Annotated in this window: 19 protein-coding genes; 9 read left to right on the top strand and 10 right to left on the bottom strand. The window is 72.4% G+C overall.

From position 1 onward, the window contains the following. Positions 1 to 8: 8 nt before the first annotated feature. Positions 9 to 713, bottom strand: coding sequence for a dihydrofolate reductase family protein (locus ACZ6NZ_RS03890; protein ID WP_465855469.1), 705 nt, complete (start codon positions 711 to 713; stop codon positions 9 to 11). A gap of 77 nt (positions 714 to 790) precedes the next feature. Beyond that, positions 791 to 1,210: a hypothetical protein gene (locus tag ACZ6NZ_RS03885; protein ID WP_465855467.1), complete on the bottom strand. Its 420-nt coding sequence runs from the start codon at positions 1,208 to 1,210 to the stop codon at positions 791 to 793. A gap of 72 nt (positions 1,211 to 1,282) precedes the next feature. Here ACZ6NZ_RS03885 and ACZ6NZ_RS03880 point away from each other — a divergent pair, with 72 nt between their 5' ends. Further along, on the top strand, positions 1,283 to 2,164 hold the full coding sequence (locus ACZ6NZ_RS03880) for an LLM class flavin-dependent oxidoreductase (protein WP_465855465.1): 882 nt from the start codon (positions 1,283 to 1,285) through the stop codon (positions 2,162 to 2,164). A gap of 66 nt (positions 2,165 to 2,230) precedes the next feature. On the opposite strand, the gene ACZ6NZ_RS03875 is transcribed toward ACZ6NZ_RS03880, so the two are convergent. The 3 genes from ACZ6NZ_RS03875 to ACZ6NZ_RS03865 are packed head-to-tail and all read right to left on the bottom strand — an operon-like array spanning position 2,231 to position 4,351. Further along, complete coding sequence (locus ACZ6NZ_RS03875; protein ID WP_465855463.1) at positions 2,231 to 2,662, bottom strand: ASCH domain-containing protein; 432 nt, start codon at positions 2,660 to 2,662, stop codon at positions 2,231 to 2,233. A gap of 57 nt (positions 2,663 to 2,719) precedes the next feature. Continuing rightward, entirely contained in the window at positions 2,720 to 3,766 is a 1,047-nt protein-coding gene (locus ACZ6NZ_RS03870) for a questin oxidase family protein (RefSeq protein WP_465855461.1), read from the bottom strand. Between the two features lie 33 nt (positions 3,767 to 3,799). Then, positions 3,800 to 4,351: a phosphoribosyltransferase family protein gene (locus ACZ6NZ_RS03865; protein WP_465855459.1), complete on the bottom strand. Its 552-nt coding sequence runs from the start codon at positions 4,349 to 4,351 to the stop codon at positions 3,800 to 3,802. 187 nt (positions 4,352 to 4,538) lie between these two features. On the opposite strand from ACZ6NZ_RS03865, the gene ACZ6NZ_RS03860 reads away from it, so the two are divergent. The 4 genes from ACZ6NZ_RS03860 to ACZ6NZ_RS03845 all read left to right on the top strand — a co-directional run bounded on the left by ACZ6NZ_RS03860 (position 4,539) and on the right by ACZ6NZ_RS03845 (position 8,882). Continuing rightward, positions 4,539 to 5,177, top strand: coding sequence for a septal ring lytic transglycosylase RlpA family protein (locus tag ACZ6NZ_RS03860; protein WP_357228011.1), 639 nt, complete (start codon positions 4,539 to 4,541; stop codon positions 5,175 to 5,177). Between the two features lie 104 nt (positions 5,178 to 5,281). Further along, positions 5,282 to 6,406: a PP2C family protein-serine/threonine phosphatase gene (locus ACZ6NZ_RS03855; protein WP_366610263.1), complete on the top strand. Its 1,125-nt coding sequence runs from the start codon at positions 5,282 to 5,284 to the stop codon at positions 6,404 to 6,406. A gap of 129 nt (positions 6,407 to 6,535) precedes the next feature. Further along, the gene (locus tag ACZ6NZ_RS03850; RefSeq protein WP_465855933.1) at positions 6,536 to 8,392 is read left to right on the top strand and encodes an acyl-CoA dehydrogenase; all 1,857 of its coding nucleotides are present in this window, start codon (positions 6,536 to 6,538) and stop codon (positions 8,390 to 8,392) included. Between the two features lie 220 nt (positions 8,393 to 8,612). Then, entirely contained in the window at positions 8,613 to 8,882 is a 270-nt protein-coding gene (locus ACZ6NZ_RS03845; RefSeq protein WP_030487564.1) for a DUF6458 family protein, read from the top strand. A gap of 103 nt (positions 8,883 to 8,985) precedes the next feature. Here the strand turns inward: ACZ6NZ_RS03845 and ACZ6NZ_RS03840 are convergent, their stop codons facing one another. Further along, a complete protein-coding gene (locus ACZ6NZ_RS03840; RefSeq protein ID WP_465855457.1) occupies positions 8,986 to 9,525 on the bottom strand; it encodes a SixA phosphatase family protein in 540 nt (179 codons plus the stop codon). A 112-nt stretch (positions 9,526 to 9,637) separates the two neighbouring features. Between ACZ6NZ_RS03840 and ACZ6NZ_RS03835 the strand changes: the two genes are divergently transcribed. Continuing rightward, complete coding sequence (locus ACZ6NZ_RS03835; RefSeq protein ID WP_350854835.1) at positions 9,638 to 9,925, top strand: DUF6458 family protein; 288 nt, start codon at positions 9,638 to 9,640, stop codon at positions 9,923 to 9,925. Positions 9,926 to 10,285: 360 nt separating this feature from the next. Here ACZ6NZ_RS03835 and trhA read toward each other — a convergent pair whose 3' ends face one another. Continuing rightward, a complete protein-coding gene (trhA, locus tag ACZ6NZ_RS03830; protein WP_355004642.1) occupies positions 10,286 to 10,963 on the bottom strand; it encodes a PAQR family membrane homeostasis protein TrhA in 678 nt (225 codons plus the stop codon). A 107-nt stretch (positions 10,964 to 11,070) separates the two neighbouring features. Between trhA and ACZ6NZ_RS03825 the strand changes: the two genes are divergently transcribed. Genes ACZ6NZ_RS03825 through ACZ6NZ_RS03815 form a run of 3 tightly spaced genes read left to right on the top strand, consistent with a single transcriptional unit; the run spans position 11,071 to position 13,467 of the window. After that, positions 11,071 to 11,874 carry a 5-oxoprolinase subunit B family protein gene (locus tag ACZ6NZ_RS03825; protein ID WP_465855454.1) on the top strand — a complete coding sequence of 268 codons (804 nt, stop codon included), beginning with the start codon at positions 11,071 to 11,073 and terminating at the stop codon, positions 11,872 to 11,874. After that, positions 11,772 to 12,734 carry a 5-oxoprolinase subunit C family protein gene (locus tag ACZ6NZ_RS03820; protein ID WP_465855931.1) on the top strand — a complete coding sequence of 321 codons (963 nt, stop codon included), beginning with the start codon at positions 11,772 to 11,774 and terminating at the stop codon, positions 12,732 to 12,734. The genes ACZ6NZ_RS03825 and ACZ6NZ_RS03820 overlap by 103 nt, the downstream gene beginning before the upstream one ends. Continuing rightward, positions 12,718 to 13,467, top strand: coding sequence for a LamB/YcsF family protein (locus ACZ6NZ_RS03815; protein ID WP_465855452.1), 750 nt, complete (start codon positions 12,718 to 12,720; stop codon positions 13,465 to 13,467). The genes ACZ6NZ_RS03820 and ACZ6NZ_RS03815 overlap by 17 nt, the downstream gene beginning before the upstream one ends. Before the next feature lie 34 nt (positions 13,468 to 13,501). On the opposite strand, the gene ACZ6NZ_RS03810 is transcribed toward ACZ6NZ_RS03815, so the two are convergent. The 3 genes from ACZ6NZ_RS03810 to ACZ6NZ_RS03800 all read right to left on the bottom strand — a co-directional run bounded on the left by ACZ6NZ_RS03810 (position 13,502) and on the right by ACZ6NZ_RS03800 (position 18,643). Further along, entirely contained in the window at positions 13,502 to 15,334 is a 1,833-nt protein-coding gene (locus tag ACZ6NZ_RS03810) for an NHL domain-containing thioredoxin family protein (RefSeq protein ID WP_465855450.1), read from the bottom strand. A 116-nt stretch (positions 15,335 to 15,450) separates the two neighbouring features. Continuing rightward, positions 15,451 to 18,159, bottom strand: a complete 2,709-nt coding sequence (locus ACZ6NZ_RS03805; RefSeq protein WP_465855448.1) for an LppU/SCO3897 family protein — start codon at positions 18,157 to 18,159, stop codon at positions 15,451 to 15,453. A 343-nt stretch (positions 18,160 to 18,502) separates the two neighbouring features. Continuing rightward, the gene (locus ACZ6NZ_RS03800) at positions 18,503 to 18,643 is read right to left on the bottom strand and encodes a hypothetical protein (RefSeq protein ID WP_355004647.1); all 141 of its coding nucleotides are present in this window, start codon (positions 18,641 to 18,643) and stop codon (positions 18,503 to 18,505) included. Positions 18,644 to 18,859 lie beyond the last annotated feature (216 nt).

The raw sequence follows: 18,859 nt of genomic DNA, 5'->3' as shown, positions 1-18,859 counted from the left end.
GTCGTGGTTCAGTTCGCGGTCACCGTCGGGCCGCCTCCGCTGCCCCGGTCGTCGAGCACGAGCCGGGCGCGACCGCGCACCGCGTACCGGATGTGGGTCACCTGTGGGGTGGCCAGGACGCGGGTCGGCGTCAGCTCAACCCCCTCCCGGTCGCCCAGGTCGAGGTCCGCATCGAAGAGGCGCAGACCGGTGCCGAGCACCACGGGTACGACGTGCAGCTCCAACTCGTCGAGCAGGCCGGCCTTGAGCACCTGCCGCACCAGGCTGCCGCCCCCGGCAACCGCGACATCCTTGCCACCGGCCACGGCGCGCGCCTGCTCGACGGCGCTGGCCACCCCATCGGTGACGTAGGTGAAGGTGGTGCCGCCTTCCCGCAGCAGCCGCTGGCGAGGACGGTGGGTCACGACGAACACCGGGGCGCGGAACGGCGGCTCCTCACCCCACGGGATCTCACCCCCGTCGGCCATCCGGCGTCCCATCACGTACGCGCCGGCCGCGCCGAACGACTCGGCGATCACCTCGGAGTTGGTGTCCTGCTCCCCGCCGGCGAAGCCCTGCCGTTCGCGCCAGGCCGCCGCCTCGGTCGCCCACCGGGTGACCCGGAAGAATTTGGCGCTCTCCGCCGAGTCCATCCAGTTGCCGTTTCCGTCGAACTGTGGCCCGGCGTAGAACCCGTCCACCGACACCGACAGTTGCGCGGTCACCTTCGTCATCGCGTTCCGGTCCTCTCCTCGGGCGACACCCCGCCTGGGTGCCGCTCCCCGAGGGGTCGGAGCCGAACGCGGTGTCCCTACCGCGAAGGAGTGTGACCTGTGCCACTCTCGGGCTCGGTCAGGTGCCACATCCCGGCGTGTTCCGGGTCGCGTGACCAGCGCATCCGGGCCCTTTCCTCCGGGCGAGGGCTCCAGTCCCGGTAGGGCGCGAGGGCCACCCGCCAGGCGATCACAGCGAAGACGTAGAGGCCCGAGCCGACCAGCCAGAGCAGGGCGTCGCGCCGCCGATAGGAGGCGTACGGCGCGAGCCAGGCGGTTGCCGCCATCGGCACCGCGAGCGCGCTGAGGTCGGCCAGCGGCCCGCGGCCGAACCGGGCCTCGACCAACTCGCGAAGGATGAGGGACGGAACGACCACCCCGACCACCAACGCCACCGTACGGATCATGCGGAGCCGGCGAGCCGGGGTTACTCGGGCGGCAGTTGCTTCGGCGGGCATCCCCGGAGGGTACGGGCTGGCCGCGACGGTGGACCCAGGACGCGCGTTGCCGGCCCGACTAGGGTGGCGATCATGCGGATTGGCATCGTGATCCTGCCCGACCAGCGGTGGGCGGAGTCGCAGCGTCGCTGGCGGCAGGTCGACGAGTGGGGCTTCGACCACGCCTGGACGTACGACCACCTGGGTTGGCGGGACCTGGTCGACGGCCCGTGGTTCGACTCGATGGCCACGCTGACCGCCGCTGCCACGGTGACCTCGCGGATTCGACTGGGCACTCTCGTGGCGTCGCCGAACTTCCGGCACCCGGCCGCGTTCGCCCGGCAGATCACCACTGTGGACGACGTCTCCGCCGGCCGTCTGCTGCTCGGTCTGGGAGCGGGTGGCATCGGCTTCGACTCGGCGGTGCTGGGTGGTGAGACGCTGCCGCCTCGTCAGCGGGTCGACCGGTTCGCCGAGTTCACCGAGTTGTTGGACCTGATCCTGACCGAGGACGGCACCACCTGGCGGGGGGACTGGTTCGCCGCTGTGGATGCCCGCAACAACCCCGGCTGCGTGCAGCAGCCGCGGGTGCCGTTCGTGGTGGCCGCCAACGGGCCACGGTCGATGCGGTTGGTGGCCCGCTTTGGGCAGGGTTGGGTGACCACCGGCACCGGTGACGACAACGACCTGGCGGGTTGGTGGGCCAGTGTGTCGGCGCTGTCCGCGCGGATGGACCGGACCCTGGACGAGGCCGGCCGTGACCCGGCCAGCCTGGACCGCTACCTCTCACTGGACGCCGCGCCGGTCTTCTCGCTCAGCAGCGCACAGTTCTTCGCCGATCAGGTCGGCCGCGCCGCCGAGCTGGGCTTCACCGACGTGGTGACGCACTGGCCACGCGACAGCAGTTGGTACGCCGGTGACGAGGCCGTCCTGGTGGACGTGGCGACGCGGCTGCTGCCACAACTGCGCGACTGAGCCCGCCGGGTCGGTACGTCGGCCCGCTGGGAAGCCGACGCACCGACCTGGCTGGAAGCCGCCTGGTCAGGTGCCGAGGTCGCCGCTGGTCACACCGCCCTCGCCGCCGGAGACCAGGCGGAAGCGCAGGCAGACGATCGGGGTGTCGGCGTCGACCGGCGTGCCGAGCCGGGCCCAGTAGGTCGAGTGCCCGGCCCGCCACTCCTCGATCGAGCGGTCACCCTCGCCCTCGGCGTGGGCGAAGTCCCAGGGCACGTCGGCGAAGCGGACCACCTCGACTCCGGTGATCTCCACGACGCCGGCCAGGGCGTTGTCGTCGTCGACCAGGGCCAGGCGTTCGCCGACGTGCTCCAACTCCTCGCCTTCCTCCGCGTACTCGGCGAGCCGGCCGGCCGTCGCGGTCTTCACGCCGGCCAGCACCAGGGTGTTGAGGGTTTCCCGCAACTCGCCGGGGGTGCCGAGGGCGAGGGCGCGTAGTTCACCGATCCGAGGCCACATCCTGCCGAGGCTAGGCCAGCGCGACCCCGGCCGCCGCCGCAATACCCGTGGCTCCGCTCAGATCAGTTGGCCGGCGTAGCCGGGTGCGGTGAGGACCCGTTCGTCGGCACTGATCGCGTACGCGTCGAGGATCGCGTCGGCGAGCTTGACCACGTGCTCGTCGCCGTGGCGGGCCGCGCGGGCGAAGACCTCCGCCGGCGTCGCGGGGGTGACGGTCGGTGGCGCGATGCCGACGGCCGGGGCGTACACGGAGGTCATGGCCGCCGTCGAGGCCCAGGCCGCGGCGAAGCTCGGCGCCCACAGAGCCGGGTCAAGTGCCGGCAGGGTACGCAGCACGGCGGTCGGCGCGGTGACCGCGTGCACCAGCATGACCGGCTCGGTGTGCCCGAAACGCAGGTAGTCCAGGCCGGCCCGGTGCACCAGGTCGGTGAGCCTCCGCTGCGCCTCGGCCGGGCTCCGCGCGGGGCGCAGCGCCGCGAGCGCCGGCTCCCACCGGGGTACGGCCGGCAGCCGTCCCAGCCGGTCCCGGACCCCTCCGGTCTGGTCCTCGATCCGGGGCACTGCGGCCAGCGCGGCTTCCACGTCGACCCGGTCGGTGTCCGGCCGATTCGGGTTCTCGGCGAAGAGCTGATCGGCGCCGGGGATCGACTGCCAGCGGGCCGCCCAGTAGCCGAGGGCCTGGCCCAGCTCGGTGAGCCGCCGTGGGCTCTCCTCGTCCGTTTCGAGCGCGCGTACGGCGTGCCCGACCCGGATCACCCCGTGCGTGGCACCGGCGGCGATGCCCGGCAGCAGCCGGGGCCACCAGGTGCCGAGCACGTCGCGCCACGGGTGTTCGCGCAGTTGCCGGTCGAAGTACGCCAGCCAGTCACCGGCCCGCTTCGGGTCGCCGAGCGCGTCCCGCCAGTCGTCGATCGGGTACAGCCCCCGGGGCAGCTCATCGAGTCGGCCGAGGTAAGCGTCGAGCCAGCGGTGCACCTGTTGCTGGTGCCCGTGCCGGACCAGCGCCTCGACGGCCATCGGTCCGTGGTTGGACAGCCAGCCCTCGAACTCCGGGCCGGTGCGGTGCAGTCGTTCGTACGCCTCGTCCAGTGTTCCCTCGCTCATCGACCGATCGTCGTTCTTCAACCTTGCTTGAGGTCAACCCGGCAGATCCGCGGCGTCGATCAGGCCGGTGATCCGTAGCTCGGCCGCGACCTCGGGCGGGCAGTCCACGGCCACCACGGCGGTGCCCAGCACCTCGGCGCCCCGGGCCGCGCAGATGTCGTAGAGGGCGCGCAGCTGCGCGCCGGTACGCACCCAGTCGTCCACCACCAGCACCCGGTCGTCGGGGCCGAGGTGCCGGTCCCGCACGGCGAGGTCCACCCGTCGGCCCCGGTAGTCCGGTGGGCTCTGTGCCCAGGTGAGCGGCCCGGCCGGCAGTCGTCCGTCACCGGGCTTGTGGGCGGCCACGAAGCCGACCCCGAGGGCGGTGGCGGCCAACGGCCCGAGCAGCAGCCCGGTGACGGCCGGCGCGAGCACCACCGTTGGCCGAGCGGCCCGGTACGGCGCCACCAGGGCCGGTCCCAGCTCGGCCAGCACCGCTGGGTCCCGCCACCAACCGGAGATGTCGCTGACCAGGTGACTGGTGCCCGGGCCGGGGTCGATCCAGTGGAAAAGGGCGGCCAGGCGTTCGGTCAGATCGGCGGGCATCCGCTCATCCTGCGGCACGGGCGGCGAGCGTGGCGGCACCCGGGCCAGCCGGCCCACCCCGGGTCGGATGATCGGCTACACGTACCTGTGCAAATACGGGCATACCACCATGATCACGTTGACTTCGGAAGTGCTTCTCTCGTTACGGTCCGATCCGGTTTGTTCAGACGACGAAAGGACCGGGCCGGTGGCAGGCAAGCACTCCCGTACCCGCATCTTCTCCTCCCCGGCGGGCATCGTGGCCACCGCGGCGGTCGGCGTCGCCCTCGCCGTCGGCGGCACGGTAGGTGCCGTGCAGCTGGTCTCCGGCCCCGACCAGTCCGGGCAGGTGGCTCTCGACCTCACCCCGACCACCGCCGCGAGCAGCCTCACCCCCAGCTCCCCGGCCGCCACCCCGAGCGTCAGCGCCTCGCCCAGCGTGACTGCCAGCCCGTCCGCGACCCGGTCGCAGCAGGCCGCCTCCCGGGGCAGGGAACGCACCACGTCGCCGAAGCCGAAGCCGAAGCCGACCGTCAAGAAGACCACGGCCGCGGCGAAGGTGCTGGAGAGCGGTTCGTGTGGCGCCTCGTTCTACTCCGACGGGCAGCTCACCGCCAACGGCGAGTCGTTCAACCCCGACGCGCTGACCGCCGCGCACAAGACGCTGCCGTTCAACACCAAGGTCCGGGTGACCAACCCGGCCAACGGCAAGTCGGTGACGGTACGGATCAACGACCGTGGCCCGTTCATCGACGGCCGCTGCCTGGACCTCTCCCGGGCCGCCTTCGCCAGCATCGCCTCGGTCGACGTGGGCGCGCTCACCGTCCGCTACGAGGTCCTCGGCTGAGCGGGAGCGGCGACGCCGATTCGGCCGGCCGACTGGGCCGGCCGGACAGAACCTCCTCAGACGACGGGTCAGGTTCATTCACCGGTTCACGTGGATCAGGCAAACTGTCCCTCGTACCCACGCGACTCCTCCAGTCGGGCCATCGCCCGCTGAGCCCCGGATCCCGCGCCGGCCTCGGCGCGGCCCTCATTCTGCTCGCGATCGTCTCGGCGGTGGAGGCGGCGGACGGCCGTAAGGTGCACTACGTCGCGCTCCTGGCGGCCGCGCCGGTTCTCGCCGCCGCCCTGGCGTCCTGGCTGGTCGTCCTGGGGGTGGGCGTCGCGGCGACGCTGATCGGCGCCGGCTTCGCGCTGGTCGCGCCGAAGGTTTCGTTGGCCACCTCGGTCAACGTTGTCGCGGTCGCTCTCGTCACCGGAATGGCCGTGGCGGTGGCCTGGGTTCGCCAGCGGCAGGCCGAGCGGATCGTCGAGCTGACCAGGCTCGCCGCGGTGGCCCAGCAGGCGGTGTTGCGCCCGCTCGGGCCGCAGGTCGGCACGCTCTCGGTCGCGGGACGCTACATCTCCTCCACCGCGACGGCCGAGATCGGCGGCGACCTGTACGAGGCGATCGACACGCCCTACGGCGTCCGCATGATCATCGGCGACGTGCGGGGCAAGGGTCTGGACGCGGTCCGGCTGGCCAGCATCGTCCTCGGCTCCTACCGGCACGTGGCGTACGAGCGGGCCGACCTGCGGGCCGTCGTCGCCGACCTGGACCGCGCGGTGGCCCGCAACGTCGGCGACGAGGACTTCGTCACGGCGGCACTGGTCGAGGAGCGTGGTGGCACCCTCACGATCGTCAACTGCGGCCATCCGCCACCCCTGCTGCTACGCCGAGGTGCGGTGATCCCGCTGGAACCGCCGGCCCCGGCGCCTCCGCTCGGGTTCATGCCGGTGGTCCGTCCCCGGGTCGAACGCCTGGAGCCCGGGGACCGGCTGCTGCTGTTCACCGACGGTCTCGGCGAGGCGCGGCGGGACGGCGAGTTCTTCCCCACCGCCGACCGGGCCTGGCGACTGCTCGGCCATGGGACCGTCGCCGACGGGCTGGCATCGCTGGAGACCGCCCTGGTCGAGTGGGTGCACGGTCGGCTCGACGACGACATCGCGCTGGTTCTGATGGAGTACGTGGGTGCCCGTGCCGGCGCGACCGTCGCCGTCCCGAGCTGGGAGGTCGGCGCCGCCGAGAGCTGAGCCGGCCGGCTGCGGCCGCAGGTGTGTAATCGCCGTCACTTGGGTGATCCGCTTGTCGCTGCCTACCCGCGAGTAATACAGTCGGGGTTACTGATCGGTAACACCTGTCCGGAAGCGGGGCCAGTGAGCATGACCCACTACAAGAGCAACCTCCGGGATCTCGAGTTCAACCTGTTCGAGGTCTTCGGGGCGGACCGGGCGTTCGGCCAGGAGCCGTACTCGGATCTCGACACCGACACCGCCCGCAGCTTCCTCGCTGAGGTGGACCGCCTCGCCCGCGAGGATCTGGCCGCCAGCTACACGGACAGTGACCGCAATCCGCCGGTCTTCGACCCGGCGGCGCACACCGCGCCGCTGCCGGAGTCGTTCAAGAAGTCCTACCAGGCATTCATGGAATCCGAGTTCTGGCGCCTGGACCTGCCGCCCGCGCTGGGCGGCACCAACGCGCCGCGGGCCCTCTGGTGGGCGCTCGCCGAGCTGGTGCTCGGCTCGAACGCGCCGGTCTGGATGTACGCCTCCGGCCCGTCCTTCGCGCACGTGCTGCACGTCGAGGGCAACGAGCGGCAGAAGAAGTGGGCCAAGCTCTTCATCGACAAGCAGTGGGGCTCCACGATGGTGCTCACCGAGCCGGATGCCGGCTCGGACGTGGGCGCGGGGCGCACCCGAGCGATCGAGCAGCCCGACGGCACGTGGCACATCGAGGGTGTGAAGCGCTTCATCACCTCGGGTGAGCACGACCTGAGCGACAACATCGTGCACTACGTGCTGGCGCGTCCGGTCGGCGTGGAGGGTGTCGGTGGTCCCGGCACCAAGGGCCTGTCGCTCTTCGTGGTGCCGAAGTTCCACTTCGACGAGACCACCGGCGAGCTGGGCGAGCGCAACGGCGTCTACGCCACCAACGTCGAGCACAAGATGGGTCTGAAGGTCTCCAACACCTGCGAGGTGACCTTCGGCGAGCACGGCGTACCGGCGAAGGGTTGGCTGCTGGGCGACAAGCACGACGGCATCCGGCAGATGTTCATGATCATCGAGTACGCCCGGATGATGGTCGGCACCAAGGCCATCGCCACCCTCTCCACCGGTTACCTCAACGCCCTCGAGTACGCGAAGAACCGGGTGCAGGGCGCCGACCTGATCCAGCAGGCGGACAAGACCGCCCCCCGGGTCACCATCACCCACCACCCGGACGTGCGCCGCTCGCTGCTGCTGCAGAAGTCGTACGCCGAAGGTCTTCGGGCTCTGGTCCTCTACACCGCCACCTGGCAGGACAAGGTCGCGTTGGCCGAGGCTGCCGGCGACGAGTCGGCCACCAAGCTGGCCAAGCGGGTCAACGACCTGCTGCTGCCGCTGGTCAAGGGCGTCGGTTCGGAGCGGGCGTACGAGATGCTCGGGCACGAGTCCCTGCAGACCTTCGGCGGCTCCGGGTTCCTCCAGGACTACCCGCTGGAGCAGTACGTCCGCGACGCCAAGATCGACACCCTGTACGAGGGCACCACCGCCATCCAGAGCCTCGACCTGATCTTCCGCAAGATCGTTCGGGACAACGGCAAGGCGCTGCTCGCGGTCTCCGGCGAGATCCAGGAGTTCATCACCTCCGAGGCGGGCAACGGCCAGCTCAAGGAGGAGCGGCAGGCGCTCGGCAAGGCCCTCGGCGAGATCCAGAACATCCTCGGTGTGCTGACCGGCTGGCTGGGCGAGGCGCAGGGCGGCGACACCCGCGCGCTCTACAAGGTCGGGCTGAGCAGCCGGCGTTTCCTGCTCGCCATCGGCGACCTGGTGGTCGGCTGGCTGCTCCAGCGGCAGGCCGACGTGGCGCTGAAGGCGCTCGCCGGCGAGGTCTCCGCCAGCGACAAGGCGTTCTACACCGGCAAGGTGGCAGCTGCCCGCTTCTTCGCCCGTGAGGTGCTGCCCCGCATCGGCGCCGACCGGCGGATCATCGAGGGTGCCGACCTCGACATCATGGACCTCCCGGAGGAGGCCTTCTGAGGCCTGCCTCATGAAGCAGGACCTGGGTCCTGTGCCGGGTCGCACCACCCGGCACCGACGGCCGGCGGGGCATGTCGCCCCGTCGGCCGGCGCCGTTCCGTCCTGACGGTGGGCACGTATTGACCGCGCCCGGTCGGGTATGCCGCCGCCGTGGCGGGTAACCGTCGCGTGACCTCGAAAGGGAACGCCCAGAGCCACCGCACGGGGGAGTGCAGCGCACATGGGTGTAGGAAGCGGCATTTTTCTCATCGCGATCGGCGCGATCCTGACCTTCGCGCTGAGAGCCAACGTCTGGTGGATCGACGTACGCGCGGTCGGCTGGGTGTTCATCCTGGCCGGTCTGGCCGTACTGCTGACCACGGTCTGGTTCTGGCAGGACCGGCGCAAGCGGGCTCGAACCCTCATCGTGGAGGAGAACCGGTTGTCTCATCCGACGGCGATGATGCCGCCACCGCCGGACCCGCCACCACCAACCGCGCCGCCGTCCTGATCCCGGCACAACGCCCGACCTGCTTCCGAAGCGCCCGGCGTGCCTGACGCACGGCGACCGGTGGGCGCGTACCACTGAGCCACCCGTCGGATCGGCGGGTGGCTCAGTCGCGTGCGGTGTGCCGAGCCGTCAGCGGCGCTCCCGCCCTGCCCAACTCCGCCCAGCCGAGCGGGCAGCGGTGCACCGCCAGCTCGGCGGTGCGCAGGCCCTCGTCGTTCGCCCCCTCGGGATCGAGGAACGCGGAGAGCAGCGAGATGCCCGGATTGTGGGCAATGAGCAACGCCGTGCGGGCGGCCGGGTCCACAGTGCGGACCAGCGACAACAACTCCTCGGGGTGCGCGTCGTACGCACCCGGCTCATAACGGACGGTCGGGCGAGGACCGGTCGGACCACCCTCCGGCGGTGAACCGGTCATGCCCATCGCCACCCCGTGCCAGGTCTGGCGGGTGCGTCGGGCCGTCGAGCAGATCACCACGTCGGGCAGCAGCCCCTGGCGCGCCAACCAGGCCCCAGCCGCAGCCGCGTCGGCGTTCCCGCGTGCGCTCAGCGGCCGCTCCGCGTCGTCCGCCGCGTCGTTGCCCTGCTCGGCCTTCGCATGTCGCAGCAACACGAGTGTCCGTGTGTCGGGGTCGGCGTCCGTCATGCCCCCAGCTTGCCCGATTGGCGATCTCCGTGCCTGGGTAAGTCGATGGATGCCGCACCCCTACCGACGGCCGCGGCGCGACGTACGCCAGGTTAGAGCCGAGGAGCGAGACATGGGCATTGGTGGCAGCATCTTCTTGATCGCGTTAGGCGCGATCTTCGCGTTCGCAGTGGAGGCCGACCTGGGTTGGTTGGACCTGGCGGTGGTCGGCTGGGTGCTGATGCTGGCCGGCGTCGCCGGCCTGCTCGCCACCCTCTACTTCTGGAACAGCCGCCGCCGCCCGGTGGTGGCCGCGCCGGTCCGCGAGGAGCGCGTGGTGGCCGACCGGGTCGTGCCGGTCCAGGACAACCAGGTCGTGCAGGAGTACCGCGAGGTGCGTCGGCCGGGCCGACCCGTCTGATCCTCGCCCACACACTCCGGGGTCCCGCAGCGTCGCGGGGCCCCGGCTCATGTGTGCGCGCCTCGGCTCGGGTGTGCGCCCGGCGACCGCCAGCGCCCCCTCGCCCCCTGCCAAGATCCGCACACTTTCGGGGAAGTTGCTGTCTGAAGGCGTGTCGAGGCAGCAGCTTCCCCGAAGATGTGCGGATCTTGAGGTGCGGGCCTGATCCCAGAGGTGGTGATCGGGCGAAAATCGCGCTCGATCCAGGAAGTAGGGCTTTCGGATGCGAGCGAGGCCACTACATCCTGGATCGAGCACGATCATTCGGGCCGCGCCAGCGCTTCGGCCGTTCGGGTCGTGCCCTGAGTCTCGGCGGTTCGGTCAGGCGAACAGCGCGAAGTAGATCGCGATGTGGTGACACAGCGCCGCCAGCAGGGTGCAGGCGTGGAAGAACTCGTGGTGGCCGAAGACGGTCGGCCATGGATTGGGTCGGCGCAACGCGTAGAAGACCGCGCCGACGCTGTAGATCGCCCCGCCGACGATCAGCAGCACCAGTGCCGCGACGCCGCCCCCGTGCAGGATCTCCGGGAGCATGGCCACCGCCACCCAGCCCAGCGCCAGGTAGAGCGGCGCGGACACCCAGCGTGGCGCGTGCGGCCAGACCACCTTGACCGCAACGCCGGCCAGCGCGCCACCCCAGACCAGGGCCAGCATCACGGTGGCTGGCCGGGGCGCGAGCAGCATCGCGCAGAGCGGTGTGTACGTGCCGGCGATGAACACGAAGATCATCGAGTGGTCCATCCGGCGCATCACCTGGTAGCCGCGCTCCGACCACACTCGACGGTGGTACAGCGCGCTCGTGCCGAAGAGCCCGCAGACCGTCAGGCTGTAGATGAGGCAGCTCACCAGGGGTGCCCACCCCGGCCGGGTGGCGGCGATCGAGCAGAGCACGATGCCGCAGACCAGGGCGACGAAGAAGGCGTACGTGTGCAGCCAGCCGCGCATCCGGGGCTTACCGATGTCGACCGGCTTCAGGCGAAGCGGGGCGGAGGTGGTCACCCAGTCAGGTTACGGCACCGTAGGTTACTTGTAAGTAGTGGCGTTGGTGACACCCGGCACCGTCAACGTGAACACCGCATCGGCACGACATCGGCGAGGATGAGCGGATGCGGATCCGACCCGTCGGGGCGCACGCCCTGCTACTCGACTGCACCCTCCCCGCCGACACCCCCGAAGCCGTGGCCGACATCCCGGAGGCCGCCCTTGTCGAAGCGTGGCGGGCCGAGCTGTGGCGGCGTCGGGAGCGGGGCGACCTCATCGCCGTGGAGATCGTGCCGGCGGCCCGGACCGTGCTCCTCGACGGCCTGCCCGACCCGACCACCACGACCGAGCAGCTGACCCGTTGGGCGACCGCCGTCACCGCCGCGATCACCCGCCCACACCAAGCCGATCCCAGGGCCAATCCCCAAGTCGCCGCCGCCGCCGACGACGACGGCGACGATGCGCACGCCGACATCGAACCCGGCGCCGGAGCGGACAACGACGCGCAACGCGCAGCGGAACTCCGCGACACCACGACCGAAGACGACGCGGCGGACGTGTTCGTGCCGGTCACCTTCGACGGGCCGGACCTGGCGGCGGTGGCGGAACACTGGGGCGTGGACGTGCCGGCAGTGCGGCACCGGTTGACCAGCACCCGGTTCCGGGTCGCCTTCTGCGGATTCGCCCCCGGATTTCCCTACCTGACCGGGCTGCCCGCCGAGTTGGCGCTGCCCCGGCTGGCCACCCCCCGTCCCCGGGTGCCGGCCGGCTCGGTCGCGTTGGCGGGCCCGTACGCCGGTATCTACCCGAGCGCTTCCCCGGGCGGCTGGTTGCTGGTCGGTCGGACCGACGTGGTGCTGTTCGACGTGACCGCCGACCCGCCGGCCCGACTCGGTCCGGGCACCACGGTACGGATGGTGGCGGCGTGACCCGCTCGGCCGCCATCGAGGTGATCCACGCCGGTGCGCTCACCACGGTGCAGGACCTGGGCCGGCCCGGCTGGGCGCACCTGGGCGTACCCCGGTCCGGCGCCCTCGACCCGGGTGCTCTGCGGTTGGCCAACCGGCTGGTCGGCAATCCGGAGCACGCGGCCGGCCTGGAGATCACCCTGACCGGCTGCACCCTGCGGTTGACCCGGGCCGCCACCGTGGCGGTCACCGGCACCGAGGTTCCCGTCCAGGCGGGCGCCCGGCCCGGTGACACAGGACGCCCGCTCAGTGTGCCGGCCGGGACGGTGCTGCGGATCGGTCCCGCCCGGCGGGGCGTACGGAGTTGGTTGGCGGTGGCGGGCGGCATCGACGTGTCCCCGGTGCTCGGTAGCCGGGCCACCGACACCCTCTCCGGGCTCGGCCCGCCCCGGCTGACCGACGGTGACCTGCTGCCGCTCGGTGATCCGGTCGGCGACCCGGCACCGGTGGATTCGACCGTGTGCCACCCGCCGCCTGAGGAACTGCACCTGACGCTGGCTCCCGGTCCTCGCGAGGAGTGGTTCACGCCGACCGCGTTCGACCGGCTCTTCGGCAGCGCGTACACCGTCAGCCCGGTGAGCAACCGGGTCGGTGCGCGGCTCGCCGGCGCGGCGCTGCCCCGCGCGGTGGCCGGCGAACTCCCCAGCGAGGGCCTCGTGCTCGGCGCGGTGCAGGTGCCGGCGGACGGACAACCCCTGATCTTCCTCGCCGACCATCCGACCACCGGTGGATACCCCGTCATCGGAGTGGTCACCGACGTGACCCCGCTCGCGCAGGCCCGGCCAGGTACTACCGTCAGATTCCATGGACCTCAACGCTGACCTGGGCGAGGGATTCGGCATCTGGCGACTCGGTGACGACGAGGCGCTGCTGAGTCTCGTCACCTCCGCCAACGTCGCCTGCGGCTTCCACGGCGGCGACCCGTCCACCATGCGGCGGGTCTGCGAGGGCGCCGCGCGACGCGGGGTCGCGGTGGGGGCGCAGGTCGGCTACCGGGACCTGGCCGGCTTCGGCCGGCGGCACATCGCGTACGACTTCGCCGAGCTACGCGACGAGGTGACCTACCAGTTGGGGGCGCTTGACGCGTTCTGCCGGCTGTTCCGCACCCGGGTCCGCTACCTGAAGCCGCACGGCGCGCTCTACCACGCGGCCAGCACCGACGAGTCCCAGGCGGCGGCGGTGGTCGCCGCCGTCAGCGGGTACGACCCGGAGCTGCCCGTACTCTGCCTACCCGGCTCGACGCTCGCCCAGCTCGCCGTGGGCGCCGGCCTACCGGTGGTTGCCGAGGCGTTCGCCGACCGCGCGTACCTGCCCAACGGGGCGCTGGTGCCGCGCGGCACCCCCGGCGCGGTGATCACCGACCCCGAGCAGATCGCCGAACGGGCGGCGCGGATGGCCACCGAACGTAGCGTGGTGGCGGTCGACGGCACGGTCATCCCCTGCTCGATCGACTCGATCTGCGTGCACGGCGACACCCCGGGAGCGGTCTCCGCCGCCGAACTCGTCCGCGCCACCCTGATCGACGCCGACATCACACTGGCCCCGTTCGCCTGACCGGAGGGGCCCGACCGGGCCCCTCCGAATCGCCTCAGGCGTCCAGGCCGCGTAGCACCAGCGGCAGCCGGGTCACGGCGCCGTCGACCACCCGGACCGGTACGCCCCAGTCCTGCCGGGTCAGGTGGCACGCCGCGTGCTCGACGTCCGCGTCACAGGTCGCCGCCTGCGCGGTCACCTGGAGCACCCCCGCGGTGACCTCGCCGTTGAGCACCAGCCGGCGGGACAGCTCGGTACCCGTGCCGGCCCCGTCCACCAGCAACTCCGGCGGGGACGCGGAGACCACCAGCCGGGTCGACGGGCCGTACGTCTCGTCCAGCTTCTGCCCCGGCGCCGGGGTGAAGACGATGTCCAGGGTGACCTCGCCGGCGGCGACGTCGGTCGGCTTGCGCTCGGTGCGGTGCCGTGGCCCGTCCACCGTGCTGGCACCCGCCGCCGACAGGGCACCGGGGGCGAGTCGGGTCAACCGGTGTGCGGCGGACTCCACCACCAGCACCTCACCGGACGGGGTGAGCACCAGGTCGCTGGGCTCCGCCAACCCGTCCGCGACGGTGGAGACCTGGTTGCTGGCCGGGTCGAAGCGGCGCACAGCACCGTTGTACGTGTCCGCGATCAGCACCGAGCCGTCCGGCAGCGCGCACACGCCCAGCGGGTGCTGGAGCAGCGCCGACTCCGCCGGACCGTCCACGTGCCCGAAGTCGAACAGGCCCTGCCCGACGGCGGTGCCCAGCACACCGTTCTCGACGTACCGGATCGAGCTGGTCTCGCTGTCGGCCACCCAGAGCCGGGTGCCGTCGGCGGAGGTGGAGAGCCCCGACGGCTGGGCCATCCACGCCTCGGCCAGTGGACCGTCGCGCAGCGCCTCCACTGTGGTGCCGGCGTACATGCCGGCGGTCCGCTTGATCGGGTCGAACCACCAGAGCTGGTGGATACCGGCCATCGCGATGATCAGCTTGTCGTCGTACCAGGCCAGGTCCCACGGCGACGACAGGTCGACGGCGAACGCGTCGTGGGCGTGGTCGTCGACCTCGGCGCGCCACTGCCGCCCGCTGCCGGCCACGGTGACCACCTCGCCGGACTCCAGCCGGACGCCGCGCAGCAGGTGGTTGACGGTGTCGGCCACCACCAGGTCGTAGCCGGCCACCTCGGCGACGTGCGTGGGCAGCACGCACACGCCCTGCGGCTCGGAGAACGTCGCCGCCTCGGCCGGGCCGTCCGCCCGGCCGCGCTCGCCCGAGCCGATCCGACGCACCGGCGTCTCGCCGTCCGGGTCGACCTCGACCAGGGAGTGTCGGGCCGAGTCCGAGACCAGCAGGTTGCCGTTGGGCAGCAGCACCGCCTTACCCGGGAAGCGCAGCGCCGTCTCCGGTGCCGGCGGCGGGACGTACGGGCCGTCTCCCCGGTGCAGGGTGCCCTTGGCCTCGTGGGTGGTGACCAACTCGTCGATCAGTCGGGCCAGCCCCTCGGCGTGCCCCTCGCCGGCCATGGTGGCCACCACGTAACCCTCCGGGTCGATCACCGACAGGGTCGGCCAGGCCCGGGCCGCGTACTGCTGCCACATGTCCATCTCGGGATCGTCGAGGACGGGGTGGTGCACCCCGTAGCGCTCCACTGCGGCGGCGAGCGCGTCGGCGTCCTTCTCGTGCTCGAACTTCGGCGAGTGCACGCCGATGACGACGAGCACGTCGCCGTACTTCTCCTCCAGCGGGCGCAGCTCATCGAGCACGTGCAGGCAGTTGATGCAGCAGAACGTCCAAAAATCCGCGATCACGATCTTGCCGCGAAGGTCGGCGAGCTTGAGGTCGCGTCCACCGGTGTTCAGCCAGCCCCGACCGCGCAGTTCGGGGGCCCGTACTCGTGCGCTCATGCACCCATCGTGCCTGACCACCGGCCCGTGCCCGGCCGGAGGGGGCGAGATTCGGACCACCTGCGGGTACGACGACGGCGGGGTCACGGTTGCCCGTGACCCCGCCGTCGGTGCGGCTACTTCGTGGCCGGCTTCAGGCAGAGCACCCGGTTGGCGCCCTCACCCGGCAACACCACGTGGGGCTGCGTCGTGTCGGTGCACTTCTCCTTGGCGTCCACCTTCGAGACGATCGTGAACGCGCCCGCCTCGCCGCAGTCCGCCGCCGAGGCGCCGGCCTGCCCGGACTGCTTCACGCAGGTGCCGACCGCCGGGTCGAAGGCCGGCGCGTCGTCCCCGCCAACCTTGCCGAGCAGCAGCAGCAGGCCGAGTGGCACCGCCAGGATGAGCATCGCGGCGATCAGCACCGCGGCCAGCACCCGGCCGTTGCGTACCTTCGGCGTCGGTGGCTCCACCTTCGGCTCGTCGACCGCGTCCGGCTTGAACGCGTCGAACCGACCCTGGTCCGCCTGGCCGGCCTCCTGGCCCCACGACGACGCGGGCGGTGGCGGGAACGACGGCGGGAAACCGCCGCCCGGCACCGGTTCGTTCGCCGGCCCGCCGAAGCCCGGTGTGCCGGAGCCCGGGCCACCGAAGTTCGGCGCACCGAAGGTCGCCGTTGCGTTCGCGGTGCCGGCGGCAGGTGCCCCGGGGCCGCCGAACTGGTCCGCCGGCGGCTCGTTACCCGAGTGCGGGCGGGTGCCGTTCACCGGCCTGTTGTTGCCGGGGGCGTCGACGAAGGACGGCACACCGGGCGGGAACGCCGGCGGTGCCTCGTTGAACGCGTTCGGCGCGGCCTGCCGGTCGTCGAAGCGCGGATCGGCCGGGGGCTCGCCGCCCCAGCCGGGCCCAGCCTGCCGCTGGGCGTCGTTCTGCCAGTCGGGTGCGGGCTGCTGCCGCTGGGCGTCGTTCTGCCAGTCAGGAGCGATCTGCCGCTGCTCCTCGTGCTGCCAGTCGGGCGTGGCCTGTCGTGGCGCGTCGTTCTGCCACTCCGGAGCACCCTGACGGTCCGTTCCCGGGTCGCCCTGGAACGCCTCCGGCTCCGGCTCGGCCTCGGGCTCCGGTCGGGCCGGACGGCCGTACACCCGGGGTTGCGGGTTGGCCGTGCCGGTCGGTCGGATGGCCTGGTCGGTCGGGGGCATCACCCGGCTGGCGAGCGGCACCGAGGCGCTCGCCGTGGCGCGGGCCGCCGACTCGGCGTCGGACACCGGTACGACCGCGCGGCCCGCTCCGGACTCGGGCGAGGTGCGCGGGGCGGGCACCACCGCGCCGCTCCCGGAGACGTCCTCGGGGCGGCCACCGTACTGCCCGGCGGCGTCCGGGGTCTCCCGCTCGGCGTAGGCGGGCTGCTCGGGGATCGGAGCGAACTGGGCCTGGGGCGCGTAGTCGGACGGCGGGACGGCAGCCAGGCTGGCGCCCGGGACGCGCTGCTCCTGCGGGGGCAGCGGCACCGCGTTCGCCGGCGAGATGCCCGGCGCGGGCCCGGGCTGGTAGGCCGGTGCCTCGTCGCCGCGGTCCGCCTCCCAGCCTCCACGGGACTGGGCGGAAGCCTCGGCCTCCGCGCGACCCCACACCTCACCGGGGGCCCACGGCTCGGCCTCCGGCACGCCGCCGGAGTTGCCCTTCGCGGCATTGTCCGGGCCGGCGGCCCAGTTGGGCGCGCCGCCGCTGGTGGGCACGCTGGCGCTGGCACGGGCGGGGAGGTTGCTCGGCTCAGCCTGGGGCCACCCGGCCTGCTCCGGCCGCTCGGTCGGTTGGTCTGGCTGGGCGAGCACCCAGTCGGGCTGCTGTGGACGGCCCTCGGCCTCAGCCCAGGCGGCCGGCTGCGCGGGCTGGTCCTGCCGCGCGTCGTTGCCGTCGTTCCACGATGCGGGCTGTGCCTGCTGCTGCTGCTGCTGCGCGGCCCACCCGCCGGAGTTGGCCGGATCGTCCTGCGGGGGCCAGTTCGTCGTCGGGGCCGGGACCTGGGCGGCGCCACGGGCCGGGCTCGGCTGGGCGGCCTGAGCCCAGCCGGGGGCGGGCTGCTCGGTCGCTTCGGCGGGCTGGCCCCAGGCCGGTGGCGACTGCTCCGCCGGCGTCCACACCGGCTGGTCGTCGCGGGCGGCGCCAGCGGCGGGCCAGCCGCCGTTGCCGGTGGCCTGGTCCTGCTGGGCGCCGCCGGACCAGCCGGCGGCCTGCGGTGCGTCGGACTGCGGAGATTCGGTAGCCCGCCAGTCGGCTGCGGGCGGGTTGGCCTGCGCCCCGCCGCCCCAGCCGCTGGCCGGGTCTTCCTGGGCGGGCCAGGCGGCGGTGGCCGGGGGAACCTGCGCGGCGCCCCGTGCGGCCGGCTGGGCCTGCACCCAGTCCGGCTGCTCAGCGGGGGCGTTCGGGGTCCAGGCCGGTGCGGGTGGGCTCTGCTCGGCGGGCGTCCAACCCTGCTGCTGCGCGGCCCAGGGTTCGGGCTGCGCCGGGGTCGGCGCGCCGTCGTTGCCGGACCATGCGCCGGGCTGCTGCTGCGGCGGCTCGCTCGCGCCACCACCGGCGGCCCAGGCGGGCTGCGCCGGGTCGTTGGGCTGCGCGGCGGCGGCACCCCAGGCGGGGGCCGGCGGCTGCTCGGGCTGGGTCGCCCATGCCGGTGCCGACGGGTTCGGTCGCGCCGGGGGCGGGGGTGCCCAGCCCAGGTCGGGGCCGGCGGCGTTGTTGCCGTTGTCCGGCTGCGCCGGGCGGTCGCCGTACGGCGCCGGTCCGCCGGCACCCGGTGACACCTCGTCCGGCTCCTGGCCGGGTCGGTGCGGGCCCTCGGACGTCATGGGTGCGCCTCCTCCATCACATGTCGGCTCGCCGGTGCCGATCGGTCTCCTCGGCGTGGCTGCCGGCGTCACCGGCGTACCGCTGTGCCGGCTCCCCGCACGGTATCGGGTGGTGGCACGAACCGTCCAAGGAGCACTGGTCGTCACTCACCGTGGCCGGTTGATGTCGAGCAGTTCTTGTCGGCTCGGCCTCTGCCGGGTCGGCGGGCGACGACCGAAGCCCACCGTACCGGGCGCTGCGGCAGGGCGGAATCCCGGTGGTGGTGGTTGGGAAACGCCGATGGCCCACCCGGTGGGCCGGGTGGGCCATCGATCTGGAGGAGGTGAGGAATGTAGTGGAGCGTCAGCTCATGTGACGCTGGGCGATGACGAGGATTTCCTCGCGAACCGCCGGCGAGTTCGCCGAGCGCAGCGCGTGCTCGATGGCACGGGCGCGGCGGGTCGCGTCGCGGTGGTTGCGGATTCGCTCGATCATGCTGCTCATTGGTGGGTTCCCCTAGCTATTCGGTTGTCAGCCCCTGATGCATCTATTCAACAGCAGAAGGCAGCGAAATTCCATCGATTATTAGGTGAGCTGGGACACCTGCCTAACAATCAAAGGTCAACAGGCTGCTTGGCCGATGGTTCCTTCGCCCAACGGACACGGCCGGTGTGCCGGGCGTTAACCCGTGGCACACCGGCCGTGGCTGGCGTTCTGAAA

This window comes from Micromonospora sp. NPDC047756 (genome assembly GCF_055587245.1).
This window is presented reverse-complemented; position numbering and strand designations above follow the sequence as displayed.

Bases quoted from the DNA above. Each gene is read 5' to 3' on its own strand.
- ACZ6NZ_RS03825 (WP_465855454.1), top strand. From the start codon at position 11,071: ATGCGGATCCGACCCGTCGGGGCGCACGCCCTGCTACTCGACTGCACC.
- ACZ6NZ_RS03800 (WP_355004647.1), bottom strand. From the start codon at position 18,643: ATGAGCAGCATGATCGAGCGAATCCGCAACCACCGCGACGCGACCCGC.
- ACZ6NZ_RS03835 (WP_350854835.1), top strand. From the start codon at position 9,638: ATGGGCATTGGTGGCAGCATCTTCTTGATCGCGTTAGGCGCGATCTTC.
- ACZ6NZ_RS03870 (WP_465855461.1), bottom strand. From the start codon at position 3,766: ATGAGCGAGGGAACACTGGACGAGGCGTACGAACGACTGCACCGCACC.
- ACZ6NZ_RS03885 (WP_465855467.1), bottom strand. From the start codon at position 1,210: ATGCCCGCCGAAGCAACTGCCGCCCGAGTAACCCCGGCTCGCCGGCTC.
- ACZ6NZ_RS03890 (WP_465855469.1), bottom strand. From the start codon at position 713: ATGACGAAGGTGACCGCGCAACTGTCGGTGTCGGTGGACGGGTTCTAC.
- ACZ6NZ_RS03845 (WP_030487564.1), top strand. From the start codon at position 8,613: ATGGGTGTAGGAAGCGGCATTTTTCTCATCGCGATCGGCGCGATCCTG.
- ACZ6NZ_RS03840 (WP_465855457.1), bottom strand. From the start codon at position 9,525: ATGACGGACGCCGACCCCGACACACGGACACTCGTGTTGCTGCGACAT.
- ACZ6NZ_RS03805 (WP_465855448.1), bottom strand. From the start codon at position 18,159: ATGACGTCCGAGGGCCCGCACCGACCCGGCCAGGAGCCGGACGAGGTG.
- ACZ6NZ_RS03865 (WP_465855459.1), bottom strand. From the start codon at position 4,351: ATGCCCGCCGATCTGACCGAACGCCTGGCCGCCCTTTTCCACTGGATC.
- ACZ6NZ_RS03875 (WP_465855463.1), bottom strand. From the start codon at position 2,662: ATGTGGCCTCGGATCGGTGAACTACGCGCCCTCGCCCTCGGCACCCCC.
- ACZ6NZ_RS03810 (WP_465855450.1), bottom strand. From the start codon at position 15,334: ATGAGCGCACGAGTACGGGCCCCCGAACTGCGCGGTCGGGGCTGGCTG.
- ACZ6NZ_RS03880 (WP_465855465.1), top strand. From the start codon at position 1,283: ATGCGGATTGGCATCGTGATCCTGCCCGACCAGCGGTGGGCGGAGTCG.
- ACZ6NZ_RS03850 (WP_465855933.1), top strand. From the start codon at position 6,536: ATGACCCACTACAAGAGCAACCTCCGGGATCTCGAGTTCAACCTGTTC.
- ACZ6NZ_RS03815 (WP_465855452.1), top strand. From the start codon at position 12,718: ATGGACCTCAACGCTGACCTGGGCGAGGGATTCGGCATCTGGCGACTC.